This is a genomic window from Haloterrigena sp. H1, assembly GCF_005938085.1.
Classification (GTDB): Archaea; Halobacteriota; Halobacteria; order Halobacteriales; family Natrialbaceae; genus Natrinema.
In genome coordinates this window covers 1,262,561-1,289,372 of the sequence record NZ_SMZK01000001.1, presented here as the reverse complement: position 1 = coordinate 1,289,372, position 26,812 = coordinate 1,262,561, and the positions used below count along the sequence as shown (strand labels likewise).

The 26,812-nt window shown below is 65.9% G+C and carries 25 protein-coding genes; 11 read left to right on the top strand and 14 right to left on the bottom strand.

Features of this window, described 5'->3' with window-relative positions; genetic code table 11:
• Positions 1-68 precede the first annotated feature (68 nt).
• The gene (locus tag E2L06_RS06480; RefSeq protein WP_138779742.1) at positions 69-251 is read right to left on the bottom strand and encodes a zinc finger domain-containing protein; all 183 of its coding nucleotides are present in this window, start codon (positions 249-251) and stop codon (positions 69-71) included.
• Positions 252-383: 132 nt separating this feature from the next.
• On the opposite strand from E2L06_RS06480, the gene E2L06_RS06475 reads away from it, so the two are divergent.
• Positions 384-1,028, top strand: a complete 645-nt coding sequence (locus tag E2L06_RS06475; RefSeq protein WP_138779740.1) for an METTL5 family protein — start codon at positions 384-386, stop codon at positions 1,026-1,028.
• Between the two features lie 30 nt (positions 1,029-1,058).
• Here E2L06_RS06475 and E2L06_RS06470 read toward each other — a convergent pair whose 3' ends face one another.
• Positions 1,059-2,894 (bottom strand): rhomboid family intramembrane serine protease, encoded by a 1,836-nt coding sequence (locus tag E2L06_RS06470; protein ID WP_138782513.1) that lies wholly within the window; start codon positions 2,892-2,894, stop codon positions 1,059-1,061.
• Positions 2,895-3,060: 166 nt separating this feature from the next.
• On the opposite strand from E2L06_RS06470, the gene E2L06_RS06465 reads away from it, so the two are divergent.
• On the top strand, positions 3,061-3,345 hold the full coding sequence (locus tag E2L06_RS06465) for a DNA-directed RNA polymerase subunit L (RefSeq protein ID WP_138779738.1): 285 nt from the start codon (positions 3,061-3,063) through the stop codon (positions 3,343-3,345).
• An 85-nt stretch (positions 3,346-3,430) separates the two neighbouring features.
• Here the strand turns inward: E2L06_RS06465 and E2L06_RS06460 are convergent, their stop codons facing one another.
• From E2L06_RS06460 to E2L06_RS06445, 4 genes are all read right to left on the bottom strand, one after another.
• Positions 3,431-4,306: a hypothetical protein gene (locus E2L06_RS06460; RefSeq protein WP_138779736.1), complete on the bottom strand. Its 876-nt coding sequence runs from the start codon at positions 4,304-4,306 to the stop codon at positions 3,431-3,433.
• A gap of 63 nt (positions 4,307-4,369) precedes the next feature.
• Positions 4,370-5,185, bottom strand: coding sequence for an imidazole glycerol phosphate synthase subunit HisF (hisF, locus tag E2L06_RS06455; protein ID WP_138779734.1), 816 nt, complete (start codon positions 5,183-5,185; stop codon positions 4,370-4,372).
• A gap of 60 nt (positions 5,186-5,245) precedes the next feature.
• Positions 5,246-6,613 (bottom strand): transposase, encoded by a 1,368-nt coding sequence (locus tag E2L06_RS06450; protein WP_138779732.1) that lies wholly within the window; start codon positions 6,611-6,613, stop codon positions 5,246-5,248.
• Positions 6,610-7,308: a hypothetical protein gene (locus tag E2L06_RS06445; protein ID WP_138779730.1), complete on the bottom strand. Its 699-nt coding sequence runs from the start codon at positions 7,306-7,308 to the stop codon at positions 6,610-6,612. The genes E2L06_RS06450 and E2L06_RS06445 overlap by 4 nt, the downstream gene beginning before the upstream one ends.
• A gap of 110 nt (positions 7,309-7,418) precedes the next feature.
• Here E2L06_RS06445 and E2L06_RS06440 point away from each other — a divergent pair, with 110 nt between their 5' ends.
• Positions 7,419-7,613, top strand: coding sequence for a hypothetical protein (locus tag E2L06_RS06440; protein WP_138779728.1), 195 nt, complete (start codon positions 7,419-7,421; stop codon positions 7,611-7,613).
• 127 nt (positions 7,614-7,740) lie between these two features.
• Here the strand turns inward: E2L06_RS06440 and E2L06_RS06435 are convergent, their stop codons facing one another.
• Together E2L06_RS06435 and E2L06_RS06430 are read right to left on the bottom strand one after the other, a co-directional pair.
• On the bottom strand, positions 7,741-7,968 hold the full coding sequence (locus tag E2L06_RS06435; protein ID WP_008014354.1) for a ribbon-helix-helix domain-containing protein: 228 nt from the start codon (positions 7,966-7,968) through the stop codon (positions 7,741-7,743).
• A gap of 155 nt (positions 7,969-8,123) precedes the next feature.
• Positions 8,124-8,423: a hypothetical protein gene (locus tag E2L06_RS06430; RefSeq protein WP_138779726.1), complete on the bottom strand. Its 300-nt coding sequence runs from the start codon at positions 8,421-8,423 to the stop codon at positions 8,124-8,126.
• A gap of 186 nt (positions 8,424-8,609) precedes the next feature.
• Between E2L06_RS06430 and E2L06_RS06425 the strand changes: the two genes are divergently transcribed.
• The 3 genes from E2L06_RS06425 (at position 8,610) to menD (ending at position 12,513) form a co-directional block, all read left to right on the top strand.
• Positions 8,610-9,251: a sulfite oxidase-like oxidoreductase gene (locus E2L06_RS06425; protein WP_138779724.1), complete on the top strand. Its 642-nt coding sequence runs from the start codon at positions 8,610-8,612 to the stop codon at positions 9,249-9,251.
• Positions 9,252-9,312: 61 nt separating this feature from the next.
• Positions 9,313-10,656 (top strand): isochorismate synthase MenF, encoded by a 1,344-nt coding sequence (locus E2L06_RS06420; protein WP_138779722.1) that lies wholly within the window; start codon positions 9,313-9,315, stop codon positions 10,654-10,656.
• Between the two features lie 6 nt (positions 10,657-10,662).
• Positions 10,663-12,513 (top strand): 2-succinyl-5-enolpyruvyl-6-hydroxy-3-cyclohexene-1-carboxylic-acid synthase, encoded by a 1,851-nt coding sequence (gene menD, locus E2L06_RS06415; RefSeq protein ID WP_138779720.1) that lies wholly within the window; start codon positions 10,663-10,665, stop codon positions 12,511-12,513.
• A gap of 90 nt (positions 12,514-12,603) precedes the next feature.
• Here menD and E2L06_RS06410 read toward each other — a convergent pair whose 3' ends face one another.
• Complete coding sequence (locus E2L06_RS06410; RefSeq protein WP_138779718.1) at positions 12,604-13,599, bottom strand: DnaJ domain-containing protein; 996 nt, start codon at positions 13,597-13,599, stop codon at positions 12,604-12,606.
• A 208-nt stretch (positions 13,600-13,807) separates the two neighbouring features.
• Here E2L06_RS06410 and E2L06_RS06405 point away from each other — a divergent pair, with 208 nt between their 5' ends.
• The 5 genes from E2L06_RS06405 to E2L06_RS06385 all read left to right on the top strand — a co-directional run bounded on the left by E2L06_RS06405 (position 13,808) and on the right by E2L06_RS06385 (position 19,593).
• Complete coding sequence (locus tag E2L06_RS06405; RefSeq protein WP_138779716.1) at positions 13,808-14,698, top strand: 1,4-dihydroxy-2-naphthoyl-CoA synthase; 891 nt, start codon at positions 13,808-13,810, stop codon at positions 14,696-14,698.
• Positions 14,699-14,738: 40 nt separating this feature from the next.
• On the top strand, positions 14,739-15,932 hold the full coding sequence (locus tag E2L06_RS06400; RefSeq protein ID WP_138779714.1) for a hypothetical protein: 1,194 nt from the start codon (positions 14,739-14,741) through the stop codon (positions 15,930-15,932).
• 63 nt (positions 15,933-15,995) lie between these two features.
• Complete coding sequence (locus E2L06_RS06395) at positions 15,996-16,940, top strand: 1,4-dihydroxy-2-naphthoate polyprenyltransferase (RefSeq protein WP_138779712.1); 945 nt, start codon at positions 15,996-15,998, stop codon at positions 16,938-16,940.
• Complete coding sequence (locus tag E2L06_RS06390) at positions 16,937-18,007, top strand: mandelate racemase/muconate lactonizing enzyme family protein (protein WP_138779710.1); 1,071 nt, start codon at positions 16,937-16,939, stop codon at positions 18,005-18,007. Before E2L06_RS06395 ends, E2L06_RS06390 begins: the two co-directional genes overlap by 4 nt.
• The gene (locus E2L06_RS06385) at positions 18,007-19,593 is read left to right on the top strand and encodes a class I adenylate-forming enzyme family protein (RefSeq protein ID WP_138779708.1); all 1,587 of its coding nucleotides are present in this window, start codon (positions 18,007-18,009) and stop codon (positions 19,591-19,593) included. The genes E2L06_RS06390 and E2L06_RS06385 overlap by 1 nt, the downstream gene beginning before the upstream one ends.
• A gap of 106 nt (positions 19,594-19,699) precedes the next feature.
• On the opposite strand, the gene E2L06_RS06380 is transcribed toward E2L06_RS06385, so the two are convergent.
• The 5 genes from E2L06_RS06380 to E2L06_RS06360 all read right to left on the bottom strand — a co-directional run bounded on the left by E2L06_RS06380 (position 19,700) and on the right by E2L06_RS06360 (position 26,803).
• Positions 19,700-21,043 (bottom strand): PQQ-binding-like beta-propeller repeat protein, encoded by a 1,344-nt coding sequence (locus E2L06_RS06380; RefSeq protein ID WP_138782512.1) that lies wholly within the window; start codon positions 21,041-21,043, stop codon positions 19,700-19,702.
• A 138-nt stretch (positions 21,044-21,181) separates the two neighbouring features.
• Positions 21,182-21,820 (bottom strand): MaoC family dehydratase, encoded by a 639-nt coding sequence (locus tag E2L06_RS06375; RefSeq protein ID WP_138779706.1) that lies wholly within the window; start codon positions 21,818-21,820, stop codon positions 21,182-21,184.
• Between the two features lie 196 nt (positions 21,821-22,016).
• Complete coding sequence (locus E2L06_RS06370; RefSeq protein WP_138779704.1) at positions 22,017-22,844, bottom strand: alpha/beta fold hydrolase; 828 nt, start codon at positions 22,842-22,844, stop codon at positions 22,017-22,019.
• A 97-nt stretch (positions 22,845-22,941) separates the two neighbouring features.
• Positions 22,942-24,519, bottom strand: coding sequence for a uracil-xanthine permease family protein (locus E2L06_RS06365; RefSeq protein WP_138779701.1), 1,578 nt, complete (start codon positions 24,517-24,519; stop codon positions 22,942-22,944).
• 82 nt (positions 24,520-24,601) lie between these two features.
• Entirely contained in the window at positions 24,602-26,803 is a 2,202-nt protein-coding gene (locus tag E2L06_RS06360; protein WP_138779699.1) for a VWA domain-containing protein, read from the bottom strand.
• Between the last annotated feature and the right edge of the window lie 9 nt (positions 26,804-26,812).

Sequence of the window (26,812 nt, the reverse complement as noted above, 5' to 3'; positions counted from 1 at the left end):
CGACGCAGTGGGGTTTCTTTTTCGCGTTTATCGCGGTCAGTCAGCGCAGCGAACGAACGGAGTGGCCATCAGCGGTCGGTCGATTCGTCGTAAAACCGGTTGAGCGCGTCCCGCCAGGATTCGATCTCCTCGCCGGTCGGCTGGTGTTCGACGGGAATGTCGGCGAACCCACAGCGGGAACACATGACCGTCGATACCTCGCCGAGCGAGAGTTCTTCGATCGCACCCCCACACCGTGGACACTCCTCCATACCTGTAACTTCCACGGGATGTCCTTAACTCTATTCGAACGTGTCGTGAAACGGAAGCGTCTCTCCTCACACGACCAGCGACACGCCCGTGACCTCGGGAGATCCATTACGCTCGAGCACCGACACCTGCTCATGTCCAGTCTCTCTCGGCGCACGCTTGCCCGTCGACTCGAGTCTATCGAGGACTTTTCGGAGCCGTCGCCACACCTCGAGCAGTATCTTACCCCGCCGGAACTGGCCGCGCACCTCTGCCATCTGGCAGGATTGCAGGGCGATCTCGAGGGACAGGTCGTCGATCTCGGAACTGGAACCGGGATGCTCGCGATCGCGGCTGCGCTGGCCGGTGGTGACCGCGTTGCAGCGGTCGACGTCGACGCCGACGCGCTCGCGGTTGCCCAACGGAACGAACAGGCAGTCGTGGATGATGACGACCGCGGCCGCGCTATCGACTGGCTCGGCGGCGACGTCACCCGGCATCCCTTTTCGTGTACCGACGCGACTGTACTCTCGAACCCCCCCTTCGGCGCACAGCGTGGGAACCGACACGCGGATCGTGACTTCCTCGAGACGGCACGCGAGATCGGGGCGGTCTCCTATACGATCCACAACGAGGGCAGCCAGGAGTTCGTCGAGTCGTTCGCCGCCGACGAGGGCGGGGATGTAACCCACGCGTTCCGGGCTGAGTTTCCGCTTCCCAAGCAGTTCGACTTCCATACCGAAACAGAAGCGACGCTCGAGGCGGAGGTCTTCCGTATCGAATGGCCAACTCGAGTATAACGAGTCGGACATCAGCACGCAGTAGCGGTCTCAGGAGCCGTTGTACGTTTCTTTGCTCGCGATCGCAACCCGCGTCCCGTCGGCGGCCGCGTAGATCGTCTCCTCGTCGCGCTCGAAGGTGAGGCTGCCAGCCGTCGTCGTCCCGTTTTCGGCCGGGATCGGCGTCGTCGCGGTGACGGTATCTTCGCTTGCGTTGACCGCAAGGACGAACGTCCCCTCATCGGTGCCGACAGTCACGTTTCGGCCGGCGATCCGTGCGTCGGCCCGTGAGTCGTTGGATTCGTACGCGAGCTGGCGATCGTTTCCGTCCTCCCAGAGCCAGACCTGATAGACGGTGTCGTTACCCACCGGTTTCCAGCCGCTGCGCTCGATGTGGACATCCTCGCGCCACCCGGGGCCACCGATAGTGACCGTTTCCTCGCCCGTAAAGGCGATGCGCTGGGTGCTGATCACCTCGAGCCAGATCTCACGTCGCTCGCTGGCGACGATCACCCCGCTCGACTCGAGGCCCTCGTCACTCTCGATGGCGTCGATGCCGAGCCCGGAGACGTATTCGTTCGGGACGCCCTCGACGTACTCGATCGTGTAGTCCCGGATCTCGAGGGCCGAATCCGACGACGCCGTCGCGTCGTCGACGATGAGGAAATTCGCAGGGACGGCGATGCCGCCGAGGATCGCAAGCACGCCGACGACCGCCAGGAGCGCGGCTCGCCTGCGAGTGAGTTTCGACAGGATATTCGAGTCACGATCGCGGCCGGTTTCGCTGGCGAGTTCGCGCACGCGCTCGAGATGGGCCGCGACGACGTGATCTCGGGCACTCCCGGCGAGCTCGAGCGGCCGGGCAACCGACGACGGCTCTGTATCGGCCGACCGTATGGTCTCGTCTGCCGGCTGTGCGAGCACCTCTCGGAGTCGCGGCGAAAGAAGGGGTGTGTCGGAGGCGGTCATCGAGAGCGTGACCACGAGCGCGAGTATCGCGACGACGGCGACACCGGGCCCCTGATAGAGCACGAACGTATTCTCGCCACCGAACCAGTAGATCGCCCACAGTCCCTTCGAGAAGCCAAAGAGGAGCACGGCGAGCCAGAGCCGTAGCGGATCAGGACGGCTGTGGCGGCGTCTGAGGAGGGCGATTCCCAGGACGAAACCGACGAAAAGCCCGATCGCGTGGCCCTGAATGGCGATGCTGGCCCACGACGGTGCCGACGGTGGGCTCGGTTCGGCAGTGTAGACGCGGATCGGCTCCTGGAGCGCGTAGTAGAGCCGTAAGACGACGCCCTGGACGCCGAGTGTGGCAACGATCGTCACGATCGGATACTGGACGAGCGCAAAGCCTGCGAGTGCGAAGACGACACCGGAAAAGCCGATCACGGGACCGAGCGCGAACAGGCTCATCGCGAGTCCGATGCCGATGACGACAAGCGGGAAGACGACGACTGCCCGAACGCGCGGATCGGCGGCCCACGAGTCGGTTCGCACCGGATCGCGCTCGTCCGGATAGTGGCCCCAGGCGTACTCGGCGATCGGCGCGACGACGGCGGTTCCAGCGAGGTTCCCGATGAGGTGGCCGGGACCCGCGTGGGAAAACGACGCCGTCGCCATCCCGAGCGGGTAGAAATACGACCACGTGCGGAAGGGAATCGTCACGGGATCGTCGAAGTCCGCAAGCCCGCTCTGGACGAACAGGTAGACAGCGAGGACGAACGCGATCACGACCAGCGAGCCCCACGGGACCCCGTAGACGAGCCGCGCTCGAGCCACGTCGCGCCAGCGTCGCACTGGTCGGTGAACCCACCTGACGACCGCGATCGACCCGATCAGCGACGCGGCGACGACGACCGCAAGCAGGGCCGCGAGGGTGCGCATATGCCGTGGTTCGAACGGCGTCGTATAGTGGTTTGCCTTCAGCGAAGATCGTTCGGTCCCGGATCGATCGACCTCGCTGTCACGGAGCTGGACACCGACCACGACATGGCCCGTGCCGAGGGCTGGCTTCGAAAGGTACAAGCGGCCGACGGCCGCACTGACTGACATGGAACTGCGGGTCACCGAGAGCACCGAGGACGAACTCTCGATCGAAATCGCCGGCGAGGACCACACGTTCATGAACGTGCTCAAGGGCGCGCTGCTCGAGCACGACGACGTGAGCGCAGCGACCTACGACGTCAATCCCGAACAGTCGGGCGGCCAAACCGAGCCCATCCTGACGATCAAGACCGAGGGCGGCGCGGATCCGCTCGAGTGTCTCGAGGACGGAGCCGTGACCGTCCGCGAGAAGGCGACGTCGTTCCGCGACGCGTTCGAAGCGGCCGCGTAAGCACTGTCGTCTCGGCTCGGGTTCGACCTGATCTTTCTCTTTCGGTGCCGTGATTCGGACGAGCGTCCGGCCGCCGATCGCTCGCTCAGTCCGAACTGCTACACGCCGCGTAGAAGACATAGACGGAGCCGTCGACGACGTGGAGATCGAGTCCTTCGCGATCGTAGGTGCCGTCGGCGGTCTCCTCACGGAGAGCCGCGGCCACGTCGTCGGCGAGTGCTTCCTCGTCGTCGTAGTCGGCAATCGACAGCGTCCCCGGGAGCCGGCCGGCGTAGGGCTCGCCCTGGCAGTCGGCGCCGAACTCACTCGCTTCGACCGGCTCGGGTCTCGACTCCTCGTACTCGATCGCCACGAACGCACGATTCATGTATTCGGCATAGTCCGCGAGCCCGTCGTCGTATGTTCGTGAGGCGGTCTCGTTGCGATCGGCCTCGAGTCGATCGTGGACCGCCCGTTCGGTCGCCTCGAGATCGATGCCCGCGGCCTCGGCTCCCTCCCCAGGTGCGTCCGGCGGCGATGGTTGTCCGACCCCCGGCAGCACCGACGGCGGCACGATCCCTGTCACGAACAGCGCGATGACGAGCCCGATCACGGCGAGTACTGGGAGGTAGGGTTTGGCGACCGCGAGCCAGCTCGGCGTCGTCAGATCGCGCTCGAGCCCCTCGTAGGTCTGCTCGATCTTCTCGAGGTCGGGGTTGCCACAGCGAGAACACGGCGGGGTGTTCCGGACGTGTTCGCGGCCGCAGTTCGTGCAGGCCCAGACGTAGTCGGGGCCGGTGTCGACGGTACCGGCTGGCGTCGGGTCGCCGTCAGGCGCACCGCTGCCAGCCGCGTTGCGGTGGCGATCGGGGTTCTCGTCGGCCCGGACGACCGCCTTCTCGAAGGTATTGTGCCCACAGTTGTCACAGGGAGGGTCGTTCTCCGCGTGTGGTTTGCCACACCACGTACACCGCCATTTCACTGTTAGAAAAGCACGACTGCGACGAAATAAGCGTATTGGACGGAAGCGTGGCGACTGCCGGGCTCAGCGTCGCACCGGGACGCCGTGCTCGTCGAGGTAGGCCTTCGTCTCCTCGATCGAGTACTCGTCGAAGTGGAAGATCGAAGCCGCGAGGCCGGCGTCGGCACCGGCCTCGGTAAACACGTCGTACATGTCTTCGGGGCTGCCACAACCCGAGGAGGCGATCACCGGCGTGTCGACGGTGTCGGTGACAGCGTTCGTCAGCGGCAGATCGTAGCCGTCTTTCGTGCCGTCCTTGTCGATCGAGTTGACGAACAGCTCGCCCGCACCACGGGATTCGGCCTCGGCGGCCCACTCGAGGACGTCGATCCCCGTCCCCTCGCGGCCGCCTTTCTTCGTACACTCGAACCAGCAGGACTCGCCGTCGATCTCGACGTAGTGTTCGCCTTCTTCGTCGAAGCGACGTCTGGCGTCGACGCTGATGACGATACACTGGTTGCCGAAGGCCTGTGCGCCCTCGTTGATCAGTTCGGGACGCTCGAGCGCGCCAGTGGTGATCGAGACCTTGTCCGCGCCGGCTCGCAGGGTCTCCTTGATGTCGTCGGTGGTGCGGATACCGCCGCCGACGGTCAACGGGATGAAGACCTCGTCGGCAACGTCGCGGACGACGTCGAGCATCGTCTCGCGGCCCTCCGCGGAAGCGGTGATGTCGAGGAAAACGAACTCGTCCGCGCCCGCGCGGTTGTACGCGCGGGCCATCTCGACCGGGTCGCCGGTGTATTTCAGATCCTCGAAGTTGACGCCGGTGTAGACCGCCGGATTGCCGTCCTCGTCCAGGTCGACGTCGATACAGGGGATGATTCGCTTGGTCAGTACCATGTGATCCTTGACGGATCGTTCGCACCGGGGGTAGTAAAGGGGTCTGGATCGGACAATCGGCTACTCGAGCAGCCGAGCGCGAACCGCCTCGATGGCGTCCGGCAGCGTCTCGAGGTGGCTCCGATGCCGGACGTAGTCGCGGTACTGGCTGGTCAGCGAGACGGTCGTCTCGGGTTCCCGATCGGCGGCGCGTCGCACGCTGTCGTCGACCCAGACGAGCGACCGGAGCGTCTCCGCGAGGATGTACGCACCGAGCGACGGCTCGGTGAGCGATCCGCCCTCGAGTTCGGCTTCGCGCGCCTGCTGGGCAGCAGCGAGCGCTTCCCGGCGCTCGGCGCGAACGTCCTCGACCGAGAGATCACGAACGTCGCCGTCGGCGATCCGGTCGCGAACCGTCTCGAACCCCCGGTACGCCACCTCGAACCCGAGGGCGTTGTAGAGTCCAGTCGCCAGGTCGCCCTCTCGCAACGCCTCTCTCATGCCATCCTGGGCGTCCTCGACCGGCTGTCCAGCCCGCCAGAGGACGAACTCGAGGTACTGGTCGTCCAGATCGCCGAGCCCGATCGCTTCGAACCAGTCGTCGTCTTGGGCAGGGAACCCGACTTCGTCAGCGGCCGCGATGGAGTGCTCGAGGGCGTCTTCGAAGGTCGACTCGAGGCCGACGGTTTCGTCGTCCGCGAGCCATCGGGCATCGAGGTGCTCCCAGACGGTCGTCGTCGCCGTCGCGAACTCGAGGGTGCTGGCGGACTCGCCAAGTTTCAGGACGTCGTCAGCCTCGGCGACGCTCCAGCGGTCGAGAATCCGATCCGCCTGGGCGAGGTCGGTCTCGTGTTGGTAGTAGTACAGACACGCGCGGAGTCGTCCCTCGGCCGTGTCAGTGCCGCGGTACTCGAGAGCCTCGTGTCGGTCCGTCACCGCGGCGTTGACGGCGTCGCGCTCGTCCCGGAGTTCGGCCACCAGCGGCTGCCTCTCCGCGTCGATGGCGAGCCACGTCGTCGCGGCGTGTCGCGCGGCCTCGCGTGCGTCTCTCGTCTCCCGAAAGGCGTGATACTGCGCTGCTCCAGTTGCATCGGCACCGTCCTCCCGAGTGTCGATCGCCACGTCGCGCTTCTCGGCGATCGACTCGCGAACGACGCCGTTCGGCACGTCGTCCGGTCCCAGCGAATCGGGAACGTCGGCCAGCAACGCGTCGACACGCTCGAGCCCGTCCTCGAGTGCGCTCTCGGCGGGCCGGATTGGAGCCGGCCACTCGATCATCGGCTCGTCGTCGGTGCGGACGCTCCCGGCTTCGGCCGACGACATCCGGAGCGACGTGGCCGTCCCGTCGTCCTCCCAGGGGAGGGTGCTACAGCCGGCGACGGCAACGCTGGAGACCGCACCGAGACCGGCGAGGAACCGACGGCGTGTCTTCCGGTGGTTTCCGCTCATTCGTCTCTCTCCGTGTTCGCGGTCGCGTTCAGCGTCGTGTTCGTCACGTTTCCGATGGGGCTGCTCTCTGCTACTATCGTTCGACCGCGACACGATGCGCTCTCGGAACTGCCGCTGCTCGAGGGACGCTCCGCGTACGCCCGGTCGACCCGGAGGACGATCGCTTCCATCAGTTCCCGGTCGGCCTCACAGGGCGTCGTCGGCGCTTTCAGGGACCGACAGAACGCCGTCTCGAAATCGTCGTCGCGTGCCCGCACACCCATCACGTGACGCTCGTAACAGTCCTCGACCGTCCACTGGAGGACGGCGATCGACTGGCTCCCGAAGTCGGTTGCCTCGAGGAAGTGGCGGATCTCTCGCTCTTTGTCGTCCGTGAGGTCGGGGTCGATCCAGAGTTCCGCAGTGTCTTCCTCGGAGAGAACGAAAAACGGCGAGAGGCTGTACGTCGCGGTCTGATCGCCGTTTTCGGCCTTCGTGGCCTCGTCCTCGTTTCGATAGATGAAGCGATCGTCGTTCTCGAAGCGGACGAACAGCGATTCGTACTCGTGGGTCGGCCCGAACCGACGCGTCGTGCGGTCGCTTTCGCTCGACCTCTCCGATTCTTCCGAGCCGGTACAGCCGGCGAGTGCGACCGTGAGACCGCTCGCGCCGGCGAGAAGTTGCCGGCGCGAGCACGGTCCGTGAATGGAGGGCATCGTGGCTCGATTGTTCCTCTCTTGGGAAATATATTCAGGTGACACGTCTCACCGATCGCTCCGAGCGCCACGTAGGTGTCTTTAAGATGGCAAGGAAACAACGCCCGCACATGACAGACGACACTGAGGACACTCCGGAGACCGATCACGACTCGGGGGCGGACGTCGGTCACGACCTCGAGGCCGAGCGAACGACCGCACCGATGAGCCCGTACTCGGCGCGGGACGTCGCGGTCGGCTTCGTCGTCATGCTCGTCGGCGCGGCGGTCGCGTTCGGGATCCCGCTGCTGACGATGGGCGTCTGAGACGGTCGACGACCCGCCGGCTTCGCTGGCAGCATGCGATCGGACGAGACAGCGTCTGCTCCCAGAAGTGGTAGGACCGGATGCGTGCGCTGTCGGATGGCTGAACTGACTGCCGAAAACAAAGACGTTAGAAGACGTATTCGTCGTCGTGGCCCATCATGCCGTCGTCTTCCAGGCCAGTGCCGCCAGTCGCGCCCTCGTCTTCGTCCATCGGTCCACTCGTCTTGTAGGCCTTGATACCCGTTGACAGGAGGTCCTCGATCGCTTCCTCGCGGTTGACGAACTCACCGCGTTCGACCATCTGCGCGATCTGCATCTCGAGGTGCTCCGGGATAGTGATCTCTACTTTCGGCATCTGATTCGGCTTTCGGCGAGGGGGTATTTAGGTTTGACGGGGAATCTACACGGAGCGGAAAGAAAAATTCAGTCGCGCGAAACGACGGTTGGTGTTCGGACGACTGTTTGCTACTGATGCCGTGGTAGGCGGACGGAGATCCGGTGAGTGCCGCCCTACCGACTTCCCATCACGGAGTCGAACGCCTCTCGCAGCTTCGTCCCCGGCTGGGTCAGCGTCTCGATTTGCCGGCGCATCTTTCGCTGGTTGAAGTAACTCGCGAACGCGAGGATCGTCGGCGGCCAGAGCCCGATGAACGTTCCGAGCTGGCGCTCACCGCGGATGAAGTAGTAGTACAGCGCGAGCCCGACCGACGCGGCCGATGCGACGAACGCGGGGCCCATCGCATCTTCGCCCATCTCTGCCGGTTGCTGCTCGGACACGCCTTGCTCCGTTAGTTGTTGTCTGCTCGCCATGCAACGGTAGTCTCGGGAACGCTGTACTAAGGCATAGCGAGGGTTTCGATGGAAACCGCAGTTTTCGACCGTTCGCTGATCGTTTCGATTCGTTTTGTCCCCTATGCCGGCTGCCAAACGTGGCGTTTCTCGAGGGGTGACAGGCAATGGCGTCACACCTACGTCCATCGGCACAAACCCACGCGTATGAACGTGACAGACGTAACGGATCTGTATCAGGAGTTCGGCGACGAGCGATTGCCCCCGGGACAGCGCGAAACGAGCGAGTTTCCCGTCCTCTCGAAGAGTGCAACGCCAGAGTGGGATCCCGAAACGTGGGAGTTTACCGTCACTGGGGCGGTCGATGAGGAACTGACGTTTTCGTGGGACGAGTTCCGATCGCTGCCGAGTGTGACCCTGTGTCAGGATTTTCACTGCGTGACCGGCTGGAGCAAGTTCGACTGTGAGTTCACTGGGGTTCCATTCCTCACACTCGCCGAACGGGCCGGCGTCATCGACGACGTCGACGAGCGACGCTCGTCGGGCAACCGGACGGAGTCCGGTCAGGCCGTCCACGTCCTGTTTTCCGCACTGGACGACTACACGACGGATCTGCCGCTCGAGGACTGTCTGCGCGAAGAGGTCCTGTTCGCATGGGCGTTCGATGGCGAGTCACTGCCCTCGGATCACGGCGGTCCACTTCGGGTGGTTACGCCGCACAAGTACGCCTACAAGGGCGCGAAGTGGGTCGACGGTATCGAGTTCCTCACCGAACCCGAGCGTGGCTACTGGGAACGGCGCGGCTACTCGCGGACTGCGGATCCGTGGCAGGAAGAACGCTACAGCTAGACGGATACACCAAGTGAGCGAATAGTTAGGCTGAAGGCGGGTGGGTCCTGAGGTTGTGTCGATGGACCGATCGTCGGGTGAGGGTCGACTAACTGGGGAGACCGAGTCGGTTGACGGTACCGTCGACCTCGTCAGCCGGAGTCGCGAACTCGAGACCGCCGCGTTCGGTGCGGTGCTCGAGGATGAGACCGCGTCGAGAATCCAGTGGGCCACACCCGACGGACTCGAGATCGTCGGTCGCGGCGTCGCCGCCCGCTTTACCGCCGCCGGCACCGACCGATTCGATCGGATTCGAACGCAGGCGAGCCGTGCCTTCGACGGACTCGCACACGACGGCCCCGAACACGCGCGACCGCGGGCGTTCGGCGGCTTCTCGTTTCACGACGGCCACGAGGCCGTCCCACCTTGGGCCGGCTTCGACGCGGCCTCCTTCGTCGTTCCACAGCTTTTCGTGACCCGAACTGACGACGGGACGTGGCTGACCGCCGTCGGCGAACACAGCGACACAGTTGCTGACCGCCTCGAGCGCTGGCACGATCGCCTGATGAACCAGCCGGCGACGCGACCAGCCGACGCGACCCCCGGCGTCGACGCAACGCGGCGGACGACCTCGCAGGCGGCGTGGACCGAACAGGTCGACACCGCTCTCGAGCGGATTGCCAACGGCCAGCTGACGAAAGTCGTCCTCGCACAGTCGCTGTCGGTCGATCTCGAGGGGCCGATCGACGTGCCGGCGACGCTCGAGCGGCTCCACCGGCGGTATCCGAACTGTTATCGCTTCTTAGTCGATCACGATGTCGGCGGCACGTTCTTCGGCGCGCCACCCGAGCGACTGGTTTCGAAACGCGGCGTACACGTCGAGACGGAAGCGCTAGCCGGGTCGGTTCCCCGCGGGGACACGTCGACCGAAGACGAGGCACACGTCGAACGGATGCGCGCCGACGCGAAATTCCAGCAGGAACACGGCCTCGTCGTCGACGCGATCCGCGAGCAACTCGCACCGCTCGCACGCGAACTCACCGTGAGCGAGCAGACGATTCGCCGGCTGGCGACCATTCAACATCTGCGGACGCCGATCGAAGCCACGCTCGAGGGTGATCGTCACGTTCTCGAACTCGTCGAGGCATTGCATCCAACGCCTGCGGTCGGCGGCGTCCCGCCGGAGGCTGCCTGGGAGACGATCCGCGACACGGAGCCGTTCGACCGTGGCTGGTACGCCGCGCCGATCGGCTGGTTCGATGCCACTGGCGACGGCGAATTCGCAGTCGGGCTTCGCTCTGGTGTCGCGGCAGACGAGACAGTGACGCTGTTTGCGGGCAACGGAATCGTCGCCGACAGCGACCCCGACGAGGAGTGGGACGAGGTACAGCTGAAGTTCCGACCGATTCTCGACGAACTGCGGTAGTATCCAATGACTGCACCGAATCGTGCGACCCTCTGGGGTCGCGTCCTCGCCGACGAACTCGCCAAGGGCGGCCTCGAGGCCATCTGTATCGCCCCCGGAAGCCGGTCGACGCCGCTGACGGTCGCGTTCGCCGAACACCCGGAGATCGAGGTCTACTCCCATCTCGACGAGCGCTCGGCGGCCTATTTCGCGCTCGGTCGCGCCCGCCGGACCGGCGAGCCGACAGCGCTGGTCTGTACTTCCGGGACGGCGGTCGCGAACTTTCACCCCGCCGTGATGGAGGCCGATCAGGCTCGCGTCCCGCTGTTGGTACTTACCGCCGATCGGCCGCCCGAGTTGCGCGACAGCGGCGCGAATCAGACCGTCGATCAGGTCAAACTCTACGGCGACGCGGTCCGGTGGTACACCGAACTGCCCGAACCCGAAGCCGACGAGCGGAAAGTGCGCAGTCTCCGGACGACTGCTGCGCGTGCGCTCGCGGAGACGACCGGCGTCCCGCCCGGCCCCGTCCACCTGAACTGTCCGTTCCGCAAGCCACTCGAGCCGATCGACGTGCCCGGCGACGTCCCCGAATCGTTCGCCGACACGCTGGCAGCAACGGGTCGAGACGGGCCGTTCGTCGAGACGACCGGGGGTGTGCGGACGCTCGCAAGCGAGGAGCACCGACAGCTACGTAGAGCGCTCGAGGGCGCTGACCGCCCACTAATCGTCGCGGGGCCCGCCGATCCGACCGCTCTCGGCTCGCTCGAGCCCGGCGCAGTCACCGAACTCGCCGATCGGCTCGGCGCGCCGGTCCTCGCGGATCCACTCTCGGGACTGCGATACGGCTCCCACGTCGGACGACCCGATGGAGACAGCGATGCACCGTGGACGATCTACGGTGGCTACGATGCCTACATCGATGCACTGCCAGCGCCGGATGTCGTCCTCCGCTTTGGCGCGTCTCCGACATCGAAACGGCTTCGCAACTGGCTTCGAGACGCCGATGCGCGACAGTTCTTGATCGATCCCGCGGGCGCGTGGCGTGAAGCGACGTTCACTGCAACCGATCTATTGGCCGCCGAGCCCGGAACTGTGGTCGAGGGGGTGCTCGAGGCACTCGACGAATGCGAACACACCGAGTCGGCGACAACCCCCTCGACTGGCGACGAGTGGCGTGCCTGGTTCGACGCAGCCGAACGCTGCCACTGGGAAACCTGCGACGATGCGCTGACTGCGGACGCGCTCGCGTCCGAGCCGTTCGAGGGCGCAATCCTCGCATCGGCGATCGCGAACGCGCCGGATCCGGCGACGGTGTTCGTCTCGAATAGCATGCCGATCCGGGACGCCGACCGATTTGGCCGGCCCCGAGCGACCGATCTGACAGTGCTCGCGAACCGCGGCGCGAGTGGCATCGACGGGATCGCGAGTACGGCACTCGGTGCCGGCAGCGCGACCGACGACCCGCTCGTACTGGTCACCGGCGACCTGGCTTTCTACCACGATTCGAACGGCCTGCTCGCGGTCGATCGCTGCGACGTGGACGCGACGATCGTGTTACTGGACAACGACGGTGGCGGTATCTTTCACAAACTGCCAATCGAGGAGTTCGACCCACCCTTTACTCAGCAGTTCAAGACGCCCCACGGCCTCGAGTTCGAGGCGCTCGGCGATATGTACGGGCTCGCGTTCGAACGCATTGCGCCCGCTGACTTCGAAGCCGCCTATCGCGACTCGCTCGAGACGGCGGGTACACAGATCATCGCCGTCGACTTCGATTCCGAAGCGAGCCACCGACGACGCGAAGCGCTCATGGATCGGGTCTCCGATACCGTGGCGACCGCACTCGAAGACGACGCAGCCAACGGATCGGACTGATCTCGAGGGGCGTCGTTCCTCGCTTGCTGAACGCTGTGCAGTAGCGCGCTAGCGGACGCCTCTAAGACAGTGAGCAGCGACGCACGACGGTCACGGCCGCAGGACCCACCAGAGAGCGACGGCGTAGCCGAACGGCACCCAAGCGAACCCCATCGCGAGGAGTCCGACCGCGGAGACAGGAGTGAGCCAGGGAATCGCCACCAATCCGATCGGAAAGCAGACGCTCCAGACACCGAACGCCGCCACCGCGAGCCGGGGCATCGTCAACAGGTAGCCGCCTATCGCCAGCGTACACGCGGCGACGACGGCGTTAACTGACAGCGAAAACAGCGACGTGAGGCTCGCGGCGACTAATAACGGGTACAACAGCGCGATCAAGCCCACCGAGACGACCGTCCGCCGATGGATCGGTGGTCCCTCCCACTCGAGGTCGACATCGCCGTCCCAGTCGTGGACGGTATACTGAAACCCGTTCTCTCGTCTCTCGGCCGCAGATCCTCCTGTCCGAGTACGCCCTTCCCGTCCGTTTTCGGGGTCGTCCGTCCCCTCGAACGGCCAGTCGCCGGCCGCTTGTCGTCTCGCCCGCTGGCGGTGCCGTTGCGATCGGTGTCGAGCATGGTGGCTTCCGGTTCGATGGCCGCTTTCCGCATCGGTCTGTCTTCGCCCGGCTCGACTCCCCGTCCGTCGGTCGCCCGCTGTCGCTCGGGAACGATCGGTTGCGGTTCCCGAGGTCCCCGTGTCAGTCGTTTCTTTTGCTGTCCCGGTCGCGGTTGCCGCCCGTTCACCCCGGGCGCTCGAGGCTGACCGGTCTGTGCCGCTGGCCTCGCCGCTTGAGTCACCGCTACCGGCGTCTCCGTGGGCGAGACCGACGTACGCGTCATGGCCGAGCCGATCGTATCGTGTGCGCTCCGCTTCGTCAGTGAGTACCGACTTCGCCGTCGTGACCCGTTTGAACTGCTTGGCCGCATCGGGATCGTCGGAGTGGTCGGGATGGGTCTCGAGGACACGGTCGCGATAGGCCGACTCGATCTCGTCAAGGGTTGCGTTCGAGTCGACACCGAGGACCTCGTAATACGTCTCGCCCATCGCGTGAGCGGTCGGGCTGACGGGCAAAAAATAATATGGCCTAGATGAACGGTGGCCGTATTCGAGGACGAGCCAGCACGCAGTGGCAGACAGTGACGGTCGTGAGTTTCCGTCGATTATCGAGCAAATAAATCAAGTGACGCTATAGTGAATATCTCTCGAGCGCGACGCGAACCTATTTCTGGTATCGCCGACGACACTCGAGCAAATGGTTTCGGACCTCTTCGATCCGGCACAGTGGGAGCCGATGGCCCTGAACGACGAGTTCAAAGACATTACCTACCACCGCGCGGTCGACTCCGGAACGGTGCGGATCGCGTTCGATCGACCCGACGTGCGCAATGCCTTTCGACCCGGGACGGTCGACGAGCTCTACGACGCTCTGGAGCACGCGAAACGCCAGACCGATGTCGGCTGTGTGTTGCTGACCGGGAACGGCCCCTCCTCGAAGGACGGCGGCTGGGCCTTCTGCTCGGGTGGCGATCAGACGATCCGCGGCGAAGATGGCTACCAGTACGAAGGCGACGAGGAACGAGCATCGGAACAGGGGCGGCTGCACATCCTTGAGGTCCAGCGGCTTATCCGTCACATTCCGAAGGTCGTCGTCTGCGTGGTGCCGGGCTGGGCCGTCGGCGGCGGTCACTCGCTGCACGTCGTCTGTGACCTGACCCTCGCGAGCGAAGAGCACGCGAAGTTCCTCCAGACCGACCCCGACGTGGCCAGCTACGACGCCGGCTTCGGTTCGGCCTACCTCGCCAAGCAGATCGGCCAGAAGAAGGCCCGCGAGGTGTTCTTCCTCGGGAAGACCTACTCCGCCGAGGAAGCCGAAGAGATGGGGATGGTCAACGAGGTCGTCCCCCACGAGGAGTTAGAGGAGACCGCCCTCGAGTGGGGCCGCCGGATCAATTCGAAGAGCCCGACGGCGATGCGGATGCTCAAGTACGCCTTCAACATGACCGACGACGGGATGATCGGCCAGCAGGTCTTCGCCGGCGAGGCGACGCGGCTGGGCTACATGACTGACGAAGCGAAGGAAGGCCGCGACGCGTTCGTCGAGGGGCGTGAGCCGGACTTCGACGAGTTCCCGTGGCATTACTGACGCCGGGCAGCCGATCGTGAGACCAATCGAGTGACCCACGATGGACCGGCGCACGTTCCTTCGACAGGCGGCCCCGCTGTCGGCTGTGATCGCCGTCACGGGGTGTACGGCACCGGGTAGTGGAACCGACGATCGCGACGCGAGCGACGGTGCCCGCGAAAACGAAGCCGAACGCGGCGGCGACGCAGGGACGGGAACCGCGCCGGTCCCGATGCTCGAGGACCCGCCGAAAGCGGTGTATCTCCCTGGCCACCGGAGCGCGATGCGAACGCTCGAGCCGATCGACGCGGGCGACTACCGGCTGGCACCGATGCTCTCGTATCCGCATCCGTTCTGGCTCGTTACCGGGACCGATCGCGAGCTCGTCGAGCCGGCGGCCGGCCGCGGCGTCCACCTGATGCTCGTCGTCTGGGACCCGGAGACGGGACGCGTGCTTCCCGTGGATCTCAGTCCGCAGGCGACGATCGAGGGCGACGGTGGTTGGCAGCGAAGTCGGTCGCTGTGGCCGATGCTCTCCCAAGAGATGGGCGTTCACTTCGGAGACAACATCACGCTGCCAGCCGACGGTATCTACACCGTGCATGTCGATTTGCCGCCGATCACGACGCGACGAACCGGCGCGTTCGCGGGGCGATTCGACGACGGTGCGAGCGCGACGTTCGAGTTTACCTACGACCAGGCGTTCCGTGAGGGGGTCGTCGATGAGATCGAACTCCTCGAGCGGGACCGCTGGGGGACCCGTGGTGCGCTCGAGCCGATGGGCCACGGCGGCGAGGGGATGCAGTCTCCGGTTCCGTATTCGACATTCCCGCCTGCTGGAGACTATCCCGGGACCCACTTGCGCGCGTCCGACGGCGAGTCACGGGACGGGCTGCCGACGAGCGGCGACGCGGCGTTCGTGGGCAACCTGCTCGAGGCCGGCTCGCGACTGGCCGACGGCGACGATCGGTATCTGCTTGTCTCGCCGCGGACGCCGTACAACCGGGTTCCGCTCACGAACATGTCGCTTCACGCCACCGTCGACCGCGACGGCTCGACGGTCGTTGCCCGGGACCTCGTCGGGATGCTCGACGACGTTGTCGGCTTCCATTACGGACGATCAGTCGGAGCGGTCCAGCCGGGCGATTCGGTGACGATCACGGTCGAGTCCCCGCCGCAACTGGCCCGCCATCAGGGGTACGAGACGGCGTTTTTCGAGATGGAGTCCCTCGAGCTTGCAGTCCCCACGGCGTGACCGCGCGGTCGTGTCGGTTCACAATGCCAACGTTGACACTCTTTCGAGTCGGATAGACGAGTAATGAGTTCGGCCGAGGTCGACATTTCACGGACGAAGGCGTGGCTGATGGCAGCCCGTCCCCAGACCTTGCCCGCGGCTGCGGCTCCGGTGATCGTGGGAACGGGGCTGGCGGTCGCCGACGGCGTGTTCGCGCCGCTGCCGGCGCTGTTGGCGTTCGTGGGGGCGGCGTTGATCCAGATCGGGACGAATTTCGCGAACGACTACTACGACGCGATCAACGGTGCCGACACCGAGGACCGCGAGGGCTTTACCCGCGTCACCCAGTCGGGGCTGATCTCGCCCGAGCAGGTCAAGTTCGCGACCATCGTGACCTTCGGGCTGGCGGTTCTCTCGGGAACCTATCTCGTCTACATCGGTGGGCTTCCGATTCTCGTCATCGGGCTCGTGAGCGTCGTCTGTGGCTGGGCCTATACCGGCGGTCCCTATCCGCTTGGATATCACGGCCTGGGTGATCTTTTCGTGTTCATTTTCTTCGGGCTCGTCGCCGTGACGGGGACCTACTACGTGCAGGCCGCGGCCGTCCTCGCCGAGCCGCTGACGACGACGCTCCCCGCGGACACGATCACGGCTGCGGCCGTCGTCGCGAGCCTGCCCATCGCCGGGATCTCGACGGCGATCATCGTCGTGAACAACATCCGTGACCTCGAGACCGACGCCGAGACCGGCAAGCGAACACTGGCAGTACGACTCGGCTATCAGTGGAGCCGCCTCGAGTACGTCGCTCTGCTCGCACTCGCCTACGTCGTTCCCGTCTGGTTCTGGCTCGGGACCGAGTACGGCCCCGGCGTGTTGTTGCCGCTGGTCACGGTACCCTACGCCGCGATGGTTGCCCGGACCGTCGTGACGCGAACCGACGGTGACGCGCTCAATCCCGCACTCGAGCAGACGGGGAAACTACTCGCGCTCTACGCCATCTCTTTCGCCGGGGGATTGGTGGTGCTATGATCCCCGACGATCTCTCGCTCGAGTATCGACCGTTCTCGCTCGCCCTGGCCGAGCCACTCGAGACGGCCGACGGATCGATCTCCTCGCGAGACGGCTTTCTCGTGCGCCTCGTCGCCGAGGGACGCGACGACCCCGCCGTCGGCTACGGCGAGGCGACGCCGCTCCCGGGCTGGACGGAGTCGCTCGCGGACTGCGAGCACGCCCTCGAGCGCGCACAGGATGCGCTCCGGACGGGCGGCGCGAGCGAGGCACTCGAGGCCGTCGATCAGCAGGTCGCGGCTCGACACGCGCTCTCGCTGGCACTTACCGACCTGCAGGCGACCCGCGAGGCGACGCCGCTGTATCGCTATCTAGGCCAGGGGCCGATGGTCGGCAGGGTGCCGGTCAACGCGACGATCGGTGACGGCCCCCCGGCCGACACCGCACGCGACGCACGCGCGGCGGTCGATCGGGGCTTCGACTGCTGCAAACTGAAGGTCGGCATCCGAAGTATCGAGGAAGACATCGAACGCGTTCGTCGCGTGCGCGAAACCGTCGGCCCCGACGTCGAACTCCGGGCCGACGCCAACGAAGCCTGGACCTACGAACAGGCCCAGTCGGCGCTTGCGGCCTTTGCGGACCTGGACGTCTCGATCCTCGAGCAACCGCTGCCCGCGGGGGCCCTGGAGGGCCACGCCGACCTCCGGGCGGAGAGTCGGGGCGTCTCGATCGCGCTCGACGAGGGCTTGCTCCAGCACGGCGTCGACACGATTTGCGACGCCGACGCCGCGGATGTCGTCGTCCTGAAACCGATGGCGCTGGGCGGGCTCGACGTGGCGCGCAAGCTCGCGGCCTGGCTAACTGAACTCGATGTGACGCCGCTGGTAACGACGACGATCGATGGCGTCGTCGCGCGGACCGGCGCGGTCCATCTGGCGGCGGCGATCCCCGATGTCCCGGCCTGCGGGCTCGCAACTGGAGACCTGCTCGCGGAGGATCTGGGCCGCGATCCCGTCTTGCTCGAGAAGGGATCGGCGGTCGTTCCGCAAGCGAAAGGCCTCGGCGTCACCGACGTGTGGACCGAGTGATGCCTACCCCGATCGACTGGCCGACACGCGACCCGGTCGCCCACCGCGTCGCGGCGACGCCACAGCGGACGGCACTGATCGACGTCGCAACGGACACCGACTGGACGTTCCGCGAGTACGACCGCCGGGTCGACCGCCTCGCGGCGGCACTCGAGTCGGCGGCCCTCGCTGGCGAACGGATCGGCGTCCTCATGGACACCCGTCCGGCCTTCGCGACGCTCTTTTTCGCCGCGATGCGAACTGGGACGGTCGCCGTCGCGTTGAACGTCCGCGAGACGACCGGCGAACTTGCCGCGAAAGTCGCACGGACCGACCTCACCGCCATCGTCTGCGAGCGCGGGACCGAGGCGACCGCGCTCGAGGTCGCGACCGACACCGGATCGGTCGACGTGTACTCGGTCGACGAGCCACAGCGAGATCGGACACGGATGCTGGCTCGGCCGGAAACGAGCGCGACGCTCGAAGCGGCCCCCGAGCGAGACGCACAGCTGGTCGAGGCGACCACACTCGCACGCGACGAGACACAACTGATCATGTTCACCTCCGGCACCTCCGGCGAGCCGAAGGCCGTCCGGCTGACGGTCGGCAACCTCGTCGCGAGCGCGACTGCCTCCGCGTTTCGGCTGGGCGTCGGTCCCGACGACCGGTGGCTGTGTTGTCTCCCGATGTATCACATGGGCGGGCTAGCACCCGTCGTCCGGTCGGCGCTGTACGGCACGCCCGTCGTGATCCAGCGCGCGTTCGAGCCGACGGCGACAGCGCGCGTGCTCGAAAACTACAGTGTAACCGGCGTCTCGCTCGTCCCGACGATGTGCAAGCGCCTACTCGACGCCGGCTGGGAGCCAGCAGACGCGTTGCGGTTCGTCTTGCTCGGTGGCGCACCAGCCTCGAGCGAGTTGCTCGAGCGCTGCCGGGAGCGTGACGTGCCGGTCTGTCCGACCTACGGCATGACCGAGACGGCCTCCCAGATCGCGACGGCGCTGCCCGACGAGGTCGCCGCCCACGAGGGGACTGTCGGCCAGCCGCTGGTGTTCACCGAGGTTTCAGTCGTCGACGAGACCGGCACGCCCGTCGAGCCCGGCCAGCAAGGCGAGCTCGTCGTCTCGGGGCCGACGGTGACGCCGGGCTACCTCGACGACAACCACACCGAAGCGGCGTTCGACGACCGGGGCTTGCACACCGGCGATGTCGGCTATCGTGACGCGGACGGGCGGCTGTGGATTCTCAATCGCCGCAGCGACCGCATCGTCACCGGTGGCGAGAACGTCGATCCCGGCGAAGTGGTCGCGGCACTCCGGGACCATCCTCGCGTCGAGGACGCCGCCGTCGTCGGACTCGAAGACGAGGAGTGGGGCGAGCGGGTCGCGGCGCTTGTCGTTCCAGACGCGGACTCGAGTTCGGACAAGAGCACGCTCGAGCTGCGAGCACTCCTCGCCCACTGCGACGACCGCCTTGCAGGATTCAAACAGCCGAAGACGATCGGGATCGTCGACGCGTTGCCCCGGACGGCGTCGGGTACTGTCGATCGCGAGGCAGTTCGGGACCGGCTGCTCGCTGACGGGATCGACGTAAGCGAGGAGCCGTAGTTCATACTGCCGGACAGCAGTCGGTGTGACGTCGATCGCGAAAACCGGCCGTCTCCGATGACGACCGCCGCGCCGATCGATCTTCAAATGGTTCTGTCCAGCAGTATCACTCGTCGGCCACGAGCTTGTAGCCGCCGCCGTCGGTGTCGATCCCCTCGTCGGACGGGTCCTCGCCGTCTTCTGGTGGGTTCGGTGCGCGTTCGGCGTAGTAAATCGCGCCGTCGATCACGCGCGGCGTACTCGAGACGACGCCCTCGTTGTCGACCGTCCAGACGATTTCGCCGGTGCGTTTCTCGAGCGCGTAGACTGTCCCTCCTCTCGAGCCAACCAGAACACGGTCGTCGCAGACGGTCGGACAACCGTAGAGCCAGCCGTCCGTTTCGACCGACCAGTGGCGCTCGCCGGATTGGGCATCGAGAGCGTACAGGTTTCCGTCGTGACTGCCGATGAAGACCGTATCCAGCGTCGGATCGATCGCCGGCCCCGACATCACGAGGTCTCCCGTCTCGAACGACCAGTCTTCGGTGCCGTCCTCGAGACTGATCCGGTAGACGCGGTGGTTCCACGACCCGAAGTATGCTCCGCCGTCGTAGGTCGCGATCGGCCCTTTGATATCGCCGTCGTTGTCGCGGGGCTCGGCTTCGAACGACCACTGGAACTCGAGATCCGGATAGGACCAGCCGTAGAGCACCCCGTCGTTCGAGCCACACACGAGCCGACCGGCGTCGGGGTCGATCGCCGGCGTCGAGTGTGGGTGATCGGTGGGCCGACCTTCGGGGTCTTCCCAGACGACCTCCCCGGTGGCCGCGTCGACGACGAACGTGCTCCCCTCCGGATCGGGGTACTCGACTGCCATGACGACCTGCCCGTCGTGGTAGAGCGGGCTCGAGCCGATCGAGCCGCCGAGTTTCGTCTCCCAGTCGATGTCGCCGGTCTCGGCGTCGACGGCGTAGAGGACGCCGTCGTACGCGCCAATGTAGACGCGGCCGTCGGCGACGGCGGGCGTGCCGTGGATCCCTCGCCCCTCGGTGTCCGTCCCGGTTCGCCAGCGCTCCTCACCGTCGGCGTCGAGGGCGATGAGATAGCCGGTGTCACCCGGGAAGACGACCCCGCCGTCCGGAAGCGGGACGGCGCTGGCCTTCGCTGCAGTGTGCGACCCCGTGTTGAGTTCGTCGAACCGCCAGTCCTGTGTCACCGCGTCGGGTACTGTCGCGTCGGGGTAGTACCCCCACCGCTCGACCGAGTGTCTGAACTGGGCGACGCCGTCGGGCACGGTCTGCTTGAGGTCGGTCTCGACGAGGGGAATCCCGTCGGTTCCGGCTTCCTCGCTCTGGCCGAGACAACCTGCGAGTCCAGCGGCCGCGACCGTCGCGCCGCCGACCGCCTGGAGCACCTGCCGGCGACTGTGACCCGTCCGCCGCCGGTCAGTCGTGTGTGAATCGTCCGTCATCGTCATGACGGTCTCGCTCGAGGAGCACCTGTTTTGTGTTTTGTCGACACATCGCCGGAACGAGAAGCTCGCCGTCCGCACTGTCTCTACCGGCCGATTTCCCCCTCTCCCGTTCGGGTAGAGGGTGGCGGGGGACGGCTACTCGAGTTCGTTGATCATAACGACGGCCTCGCCGTCGATGACCGTCTCGTCGCTCTCGTCTACGACCGTCGTGTGCAGCCGGAACCGGTCCTCGCCGAGGTCTTCGATGATCTCACACGCTGCCGTGACCGTCTCACCGATCTCGACCGGTCCCGTGAACTCGAGGTCCTGCGAGAGATAGACCGTCACGCCGGGAAAGCGGGCTAACGCGGCGCTGATCGTCCCGGCGACGAGCGTGCCGTGGACGATTCGGCCGCCGAACTGCGTTTCCTCGGCGAACTCGGACTCGAGGTGGAGTCGGTTGGCATCCCCCGAGACCTGTGCGAACGCGGTGACGTCCGTGTCCGCGATCGGCTTCCGAAAGCGAACGTAGTCGCCGACACCGAGTGCGTCGGCGTCGTCGGTCGAGCGTTCCATGGTCCAGTTCTCGTCGCCGAACGCGATTTCGCCGACCGCCCCCGAGGTCGTCGTGTCTGTGTCGGACGAAGATTCGCGCGAGTGCGTCAGCCCCATTGCCGCGAAGAGGGCGTTGTTGGCTTCGACGTAGCTGTTGAAGACGTGTTTCGAAACACTACTCCAGTGGTCAGTCGGTGGGACGGGGTCGACGCTGCTGGCGTCCGGGCGTTGGCTACTCATAGGCCAGGGGTGTGCCGAACTAGGGGTGCCGTCGTCTTTGTGGTGGTGCCAAATCACATTGGAACACCCACGACTCGTGTGACCCCATCCGATCTCGGACTCTCAACCGACCGCTCCGATTCGTGGCACCGGGCCGCCCCGATGGAGCAACCGGACCCGACTCGAGCCGATGCCACTGTTCGATGACCAGTGCCGGCTAGGCCGCGGAGAGGGAGTCGAGGAAGTTGGTCGCGGTCGCGTTGAACGCACGCGGGCGGTCCTGGTTGACCAGATGGCCCGAATCAGCTAGTTCGACGCGCGTGCCGTCGGCGACCGCCGACGCGATCTGGGCACTCTGTCGTTTGACCAGCGGCACCTCCTGATCACCGTGGACGACGAGTGTCGGCGTCTCGAGACCAGTCAGCTCGGGCGGATCGTACCGGTAGAGCGCGCCGAATATCTTGCGGTACTCCGCCGACGGGATGTCGCCGACGGTGTCGATCGCTTCGGCCCTGATCGCGGAATCGACCGACAGCCACCGCTGGCCAGTCGTCGCCTGAATCGACTGGAGCATCGACTGGAAGGTCCCTGCCGAGCCCGTCATCGACAGCGATGCGGACACCGCCGGCAGCGGCGACCAGAACGGTTTCAGCCCCGTCGGCAGCTCCACCGGCGGCATCGACCGCACCGCTCCGCCAAGGATCGCGCCCGCCGTACGGTCCGGGTGGCGATCCAGATACTCCTGGACGACCATCGACCCCAGCGAGAGCCCACAGCAGATCGGTCGCTCGATCTCGAGGTGTGAAAACAACGCCTCGAGGTCGTCAGTGAAGAGTTCGATCGAGTACTGGTCGGCGTCAGTTGCGCCGGTGTTACCGTGGCCGCGGACGTCGAGCGTGACGACTTGATACTCGTCGGCGAAGCGCTCGACCTGTGGCTCCCAGGTCGTGGCGTCCAGCCACCCGCCGTGGACGAACACCAGTGGCCGGCCGTCGCCGGTCGTCTCGTAATTGATCGTACCGTCGTCGACCTCGAGTGCTGCCATACAATGGCTGGGTGCTACTCGCTCTTAGAATACCGGGTTGCGATAGCACGAACTGAGAGCCAGCCAAGCTCTCATTTTCTGTGCGACTGGACCACAGTCACTCTCGGGTGCTCGTCTCGGTCCGGATCCAGCGGTCCCAGACCGAGTCGAAGTCGGACTCGTCCTCGGAGATACGGTCCCACGCCGCGAGGCCGCGTTCCTCGCGGGTCCCCGGGACCGTGTTGTCGAGGACCAGCGCCGCGAGCCCGCCGACGGCCATCCCGGTCGAGCCGACGATGTATACCGTATCGACGACGGCCTGTACCGCGGCCTCAACCCCGGTCGCGGCGGCTGTGTTCGCGAGTCCAGTCGCGGCGATCATGGACTCGAGGCCGACGGCCTCACGGAACGCGATCGTGCTCTCGAAGTTGCCCATGTACGCCGGGATCGCCAGCCCGACGAAGAGGGCAAAGCCGATAATGAACGTGTTTCTCGAGGAGTCGAGATCGACGTGACGAAGGTTCGAGATCCCGACGGCAACGATCTGACCGAACATAGCAATAAAAAGTCCGCCGACGATCGGATCGGGGATCGTCGCGATCAACTGGCCGAAGTAGCCGATGAAGCCGACGAACAGCATGACGACGGCCCCGATCTGGACGACATATCTCGAGGCGACACCGGTGAGCCCGATCGCGCCGATGTTCTCGGAGTACGATGTCGAGCCAGCGGTGCCCATGATGCCCGAGAAGACGTTCATCAGCCCTTCCATCCCGATGCCGTGGTTGATCCGTTTCTCGCTTGGCGCACCCGCACCCGAGATATTCGCCACCGCGTAGTAGTCGCCGATGCTCTCGACGATCGAGGCCAACACGCCGGCGAACATCCCGATAACGAACGCCGTCGTAATCTCGGGGGTCCCCCACTGGAAGGGATAGATCGGAAGCAGCGGCCTAGTGTTCGCGACCGCTCCGAGATCGACGTAGCCCGGATGACCGCCACCGATCACGCCCGCCACCGAGAGTGCTGCGGCGGCGACCCAGGCGATGACCAGCGCGAGAATCACTGGATAGAGGCGGAACGCCTTGTGTCTGACATCGAGGTACTGTGAAAACAGCAGGATGAGTCCGAGCGTGAGCCCGAGCAGGGGCCAGCTCTGGTTGTTCGTCGTGATTTGCGGGGCGCTGAACAGCGAGAGGCCGATCAGCGCGATCGTCGGTGCGATTACCACCGGCGAGAGGAACCGGCGGAGTTTCCCGACCAGTCCGAAATACCCCATCGAGACCTCGACGACCGCGGCGACGATGATCGCGCCCTGAAGCTGCAACAGTGCTGCTTCCCAGCCCGGTTGTCCCTGAACGCCGCCGGCAGTGACGACCCCGACGATCGCCAGCGCCGGTGCGAGCATCGAGAACGGCGCGCCCTGCACGATCGGATACCGGTTTCCAAATGTCGTCTGGGCGAGCGTCGCGATGCCGGAGACGACGAAAAACGTCCCGATGAATCGGGCTGTCACGCCAGGAGGCATCCCCATCGCGTCAGCCAGAATCAGCGGCACCGCAATGTTCGCGCCGACCATCGTCAGATAGTGCTGGACCCCCAGTACCATCGATTCACCCAGCGGCGGCTGTTCGTCGATTCCGTATTCGATCGCATCACCGACGGACTCGTCGGCGACTTGCTCATCCCCCGTCATCGATTTCCGTCGGATAACAGCCGAGGGGCGTTCAAAGGGGTGTTGATCCGTCTTCACCCTCGTTTCGGGTAGTTGTCCTGTTTTAGGAGCGCTGGTTCTCGTCGGCCGCTCGCTCGGCGGCCGCCCGAACCCGCTCGACCGACAGCGTCGAGAGCTCCACTCGCTCGCCGTTGGTCTCGCTCGCGACGAGGTCCGAGAGCCCTGCGCGCGAATCGTCGCCGGCGTCGACGACGACTACGCGCGTGTCCTCGGTCGCGAGCGCACGTGCCGCCTCACGAGTCGCCGCCGTCGGACTCCCGTCGGCGACGTTCGCTCGGCCGTCAGTGACGAGGACAACGACCGCGGCGTCGGTGTCGGCCTGCTCGATGACCCGTCTCGAGGTCTCGAGTCCCGCCGGCAGGGGCGTTCGATCGCCCGAGGGGAGGTCCTTGAGATGGCGGGCGGCCAGCGAGACGCTGTCGGTCGGTGGGAGCAGAACGTCGGCGTCCTCGCCGGCGAATGCGACGAACGCGACCTGATCGCGGTGTTCGTAGCTGTCGCGCAGTAATTCGAGGACCACACCTTTGGCAGTCCGCATCGCCGGGCGCATGGAGGCGCTGGCGTCGACGGCGAAGACGATCGTCACCGACGTCTCGCCGGCCCGAACCGATTGCCGGAGGTCCTGTTTCCCGACGCGGGATTCGCCGCGGGTCGCCGCCGACCGGACCGACGCCGCGGCGTCGATCGAGCCTTCGCCCGAGGCGGGCTCGGTGCGGACGCGCGCACCCCGGTTGTCCGTACTCGGTGCCGTACTCGCCCGTGATCCCGTCGCAGTCGCGCCCTCGCTGCCTTCGACGGTCGCCGTCTCGAGATCCGGCGCTGCCGCGTCGCCGATCTCGGCGCGTTGCTGGCCGGGGACGAGCGGCTGGGCGGTTTCGTCCTCGCTATCCTCGTCATTGGATGACTCGTCCGACTCGGAATCACGCTCGCTCGAGTCGTCGTCTGACCCCCCGTCGCCGGTCTCGGCGGGGGACTGGTTCGCTGGAGCCGGTTGCTCCCCACGCTCCGGTCGCTGTTCAGGCCCGTCATCGTCGCTTTCGTCGCCATCGCCGCCGTCGCTCGAGTCGTCGTTGCCGGCTCCATCGCTGCCGTCGTCCGATCCCTCGCGACCGCTGTCCTCGTCTCCATCACCTGGTTCGGGTTCTGGTTCGCTCTCGTCGCCGTCATCCCCGTCATTGTCGTCTCCATCCCCCTCGCCATCGTCGTCGGGTGACTCCTCGTCGAAGCGGTCCTCGAGCAGATCGTCGAGATCCGGTTCGTCCTCGAAGGGAGTGCTCCGAAGCCGGTGGGGAAGCGTGTACGTCGCCGCCTCGTGGACATCCGATTCGATGACCGTCTCGCGACCCTCGAGTGCAGCCAGCGTCATGGCAGTGCGGGCCGTCGCGACGTCGCCGCGGTGGCCGTCGACGCCGGCCGCGAGACAGAGGTCGGCGATCTCGGCTTTGAAATCGGTCGGGAGGTCGACGTTCGCGAGGCGCTCGCGGGCCGCCGCGAGGTCCTCTCGCAGGGTTTCGGTCTCGTCGGCGTACGCCGTTGCGGGGTCGGGTTCGCTCTCGGCCTCGAGCGCACGATCGATGATCTCGACGCGGTCGTCGATCTGGCGACAGCCCTCGACGGTGGCCTGTAAGGCGAACCGATCGCGCAGTTGGGGCCGAAGGTCGCCTTCTTCGGGGTTCATCGTTCCGATCAGAGTGAAGTCCGCCGGGTGGGAGACGCTGATCCCGTCGCGCTCGACGGTGTTGACGCCGCTGGCGGCCGCATCGAGGATGACGTCGACGAGGTGATCGTCCAGCAGGTTGACCTCGTCGACGTAGAGGATGCCGCGGTTGGCACGAGCCAGCAGGCCGGGATCGAAGTCTGCCTCGCCGGCCAGCGCGTCCTCGACCGAGAGGGTACCGACGACCCGGTCCCGTGTCGCCCCCAGCGGCAGGGTCACGAGCGGCACGGGTCGCGTCTCGACCCGGAGATCCGCGGGGTCGCGCTCGCGGCAGTCGTCGCACTGCTGGCTCGAGTCGTCGGGCGAACAGCCATACGGACAGTCGGCGACGGCCCGCTGTTCGGGCAGGAGATCGACGAGCGCTCGTACTGCGGTGGATTTCGCAGTTCCTTTTTCCCCGGTTATCAGGGCACCGTCGAGGTCGTCGTTGGCCGCGACGGCGAGCAACACGCGTTTCAGCTCCTCCTGTCCGACGATCGCCGGAAAGGGGAGTGACGACAGGTTTTTGCCCCCGGCGTTTGCAACCATACTTGCGCT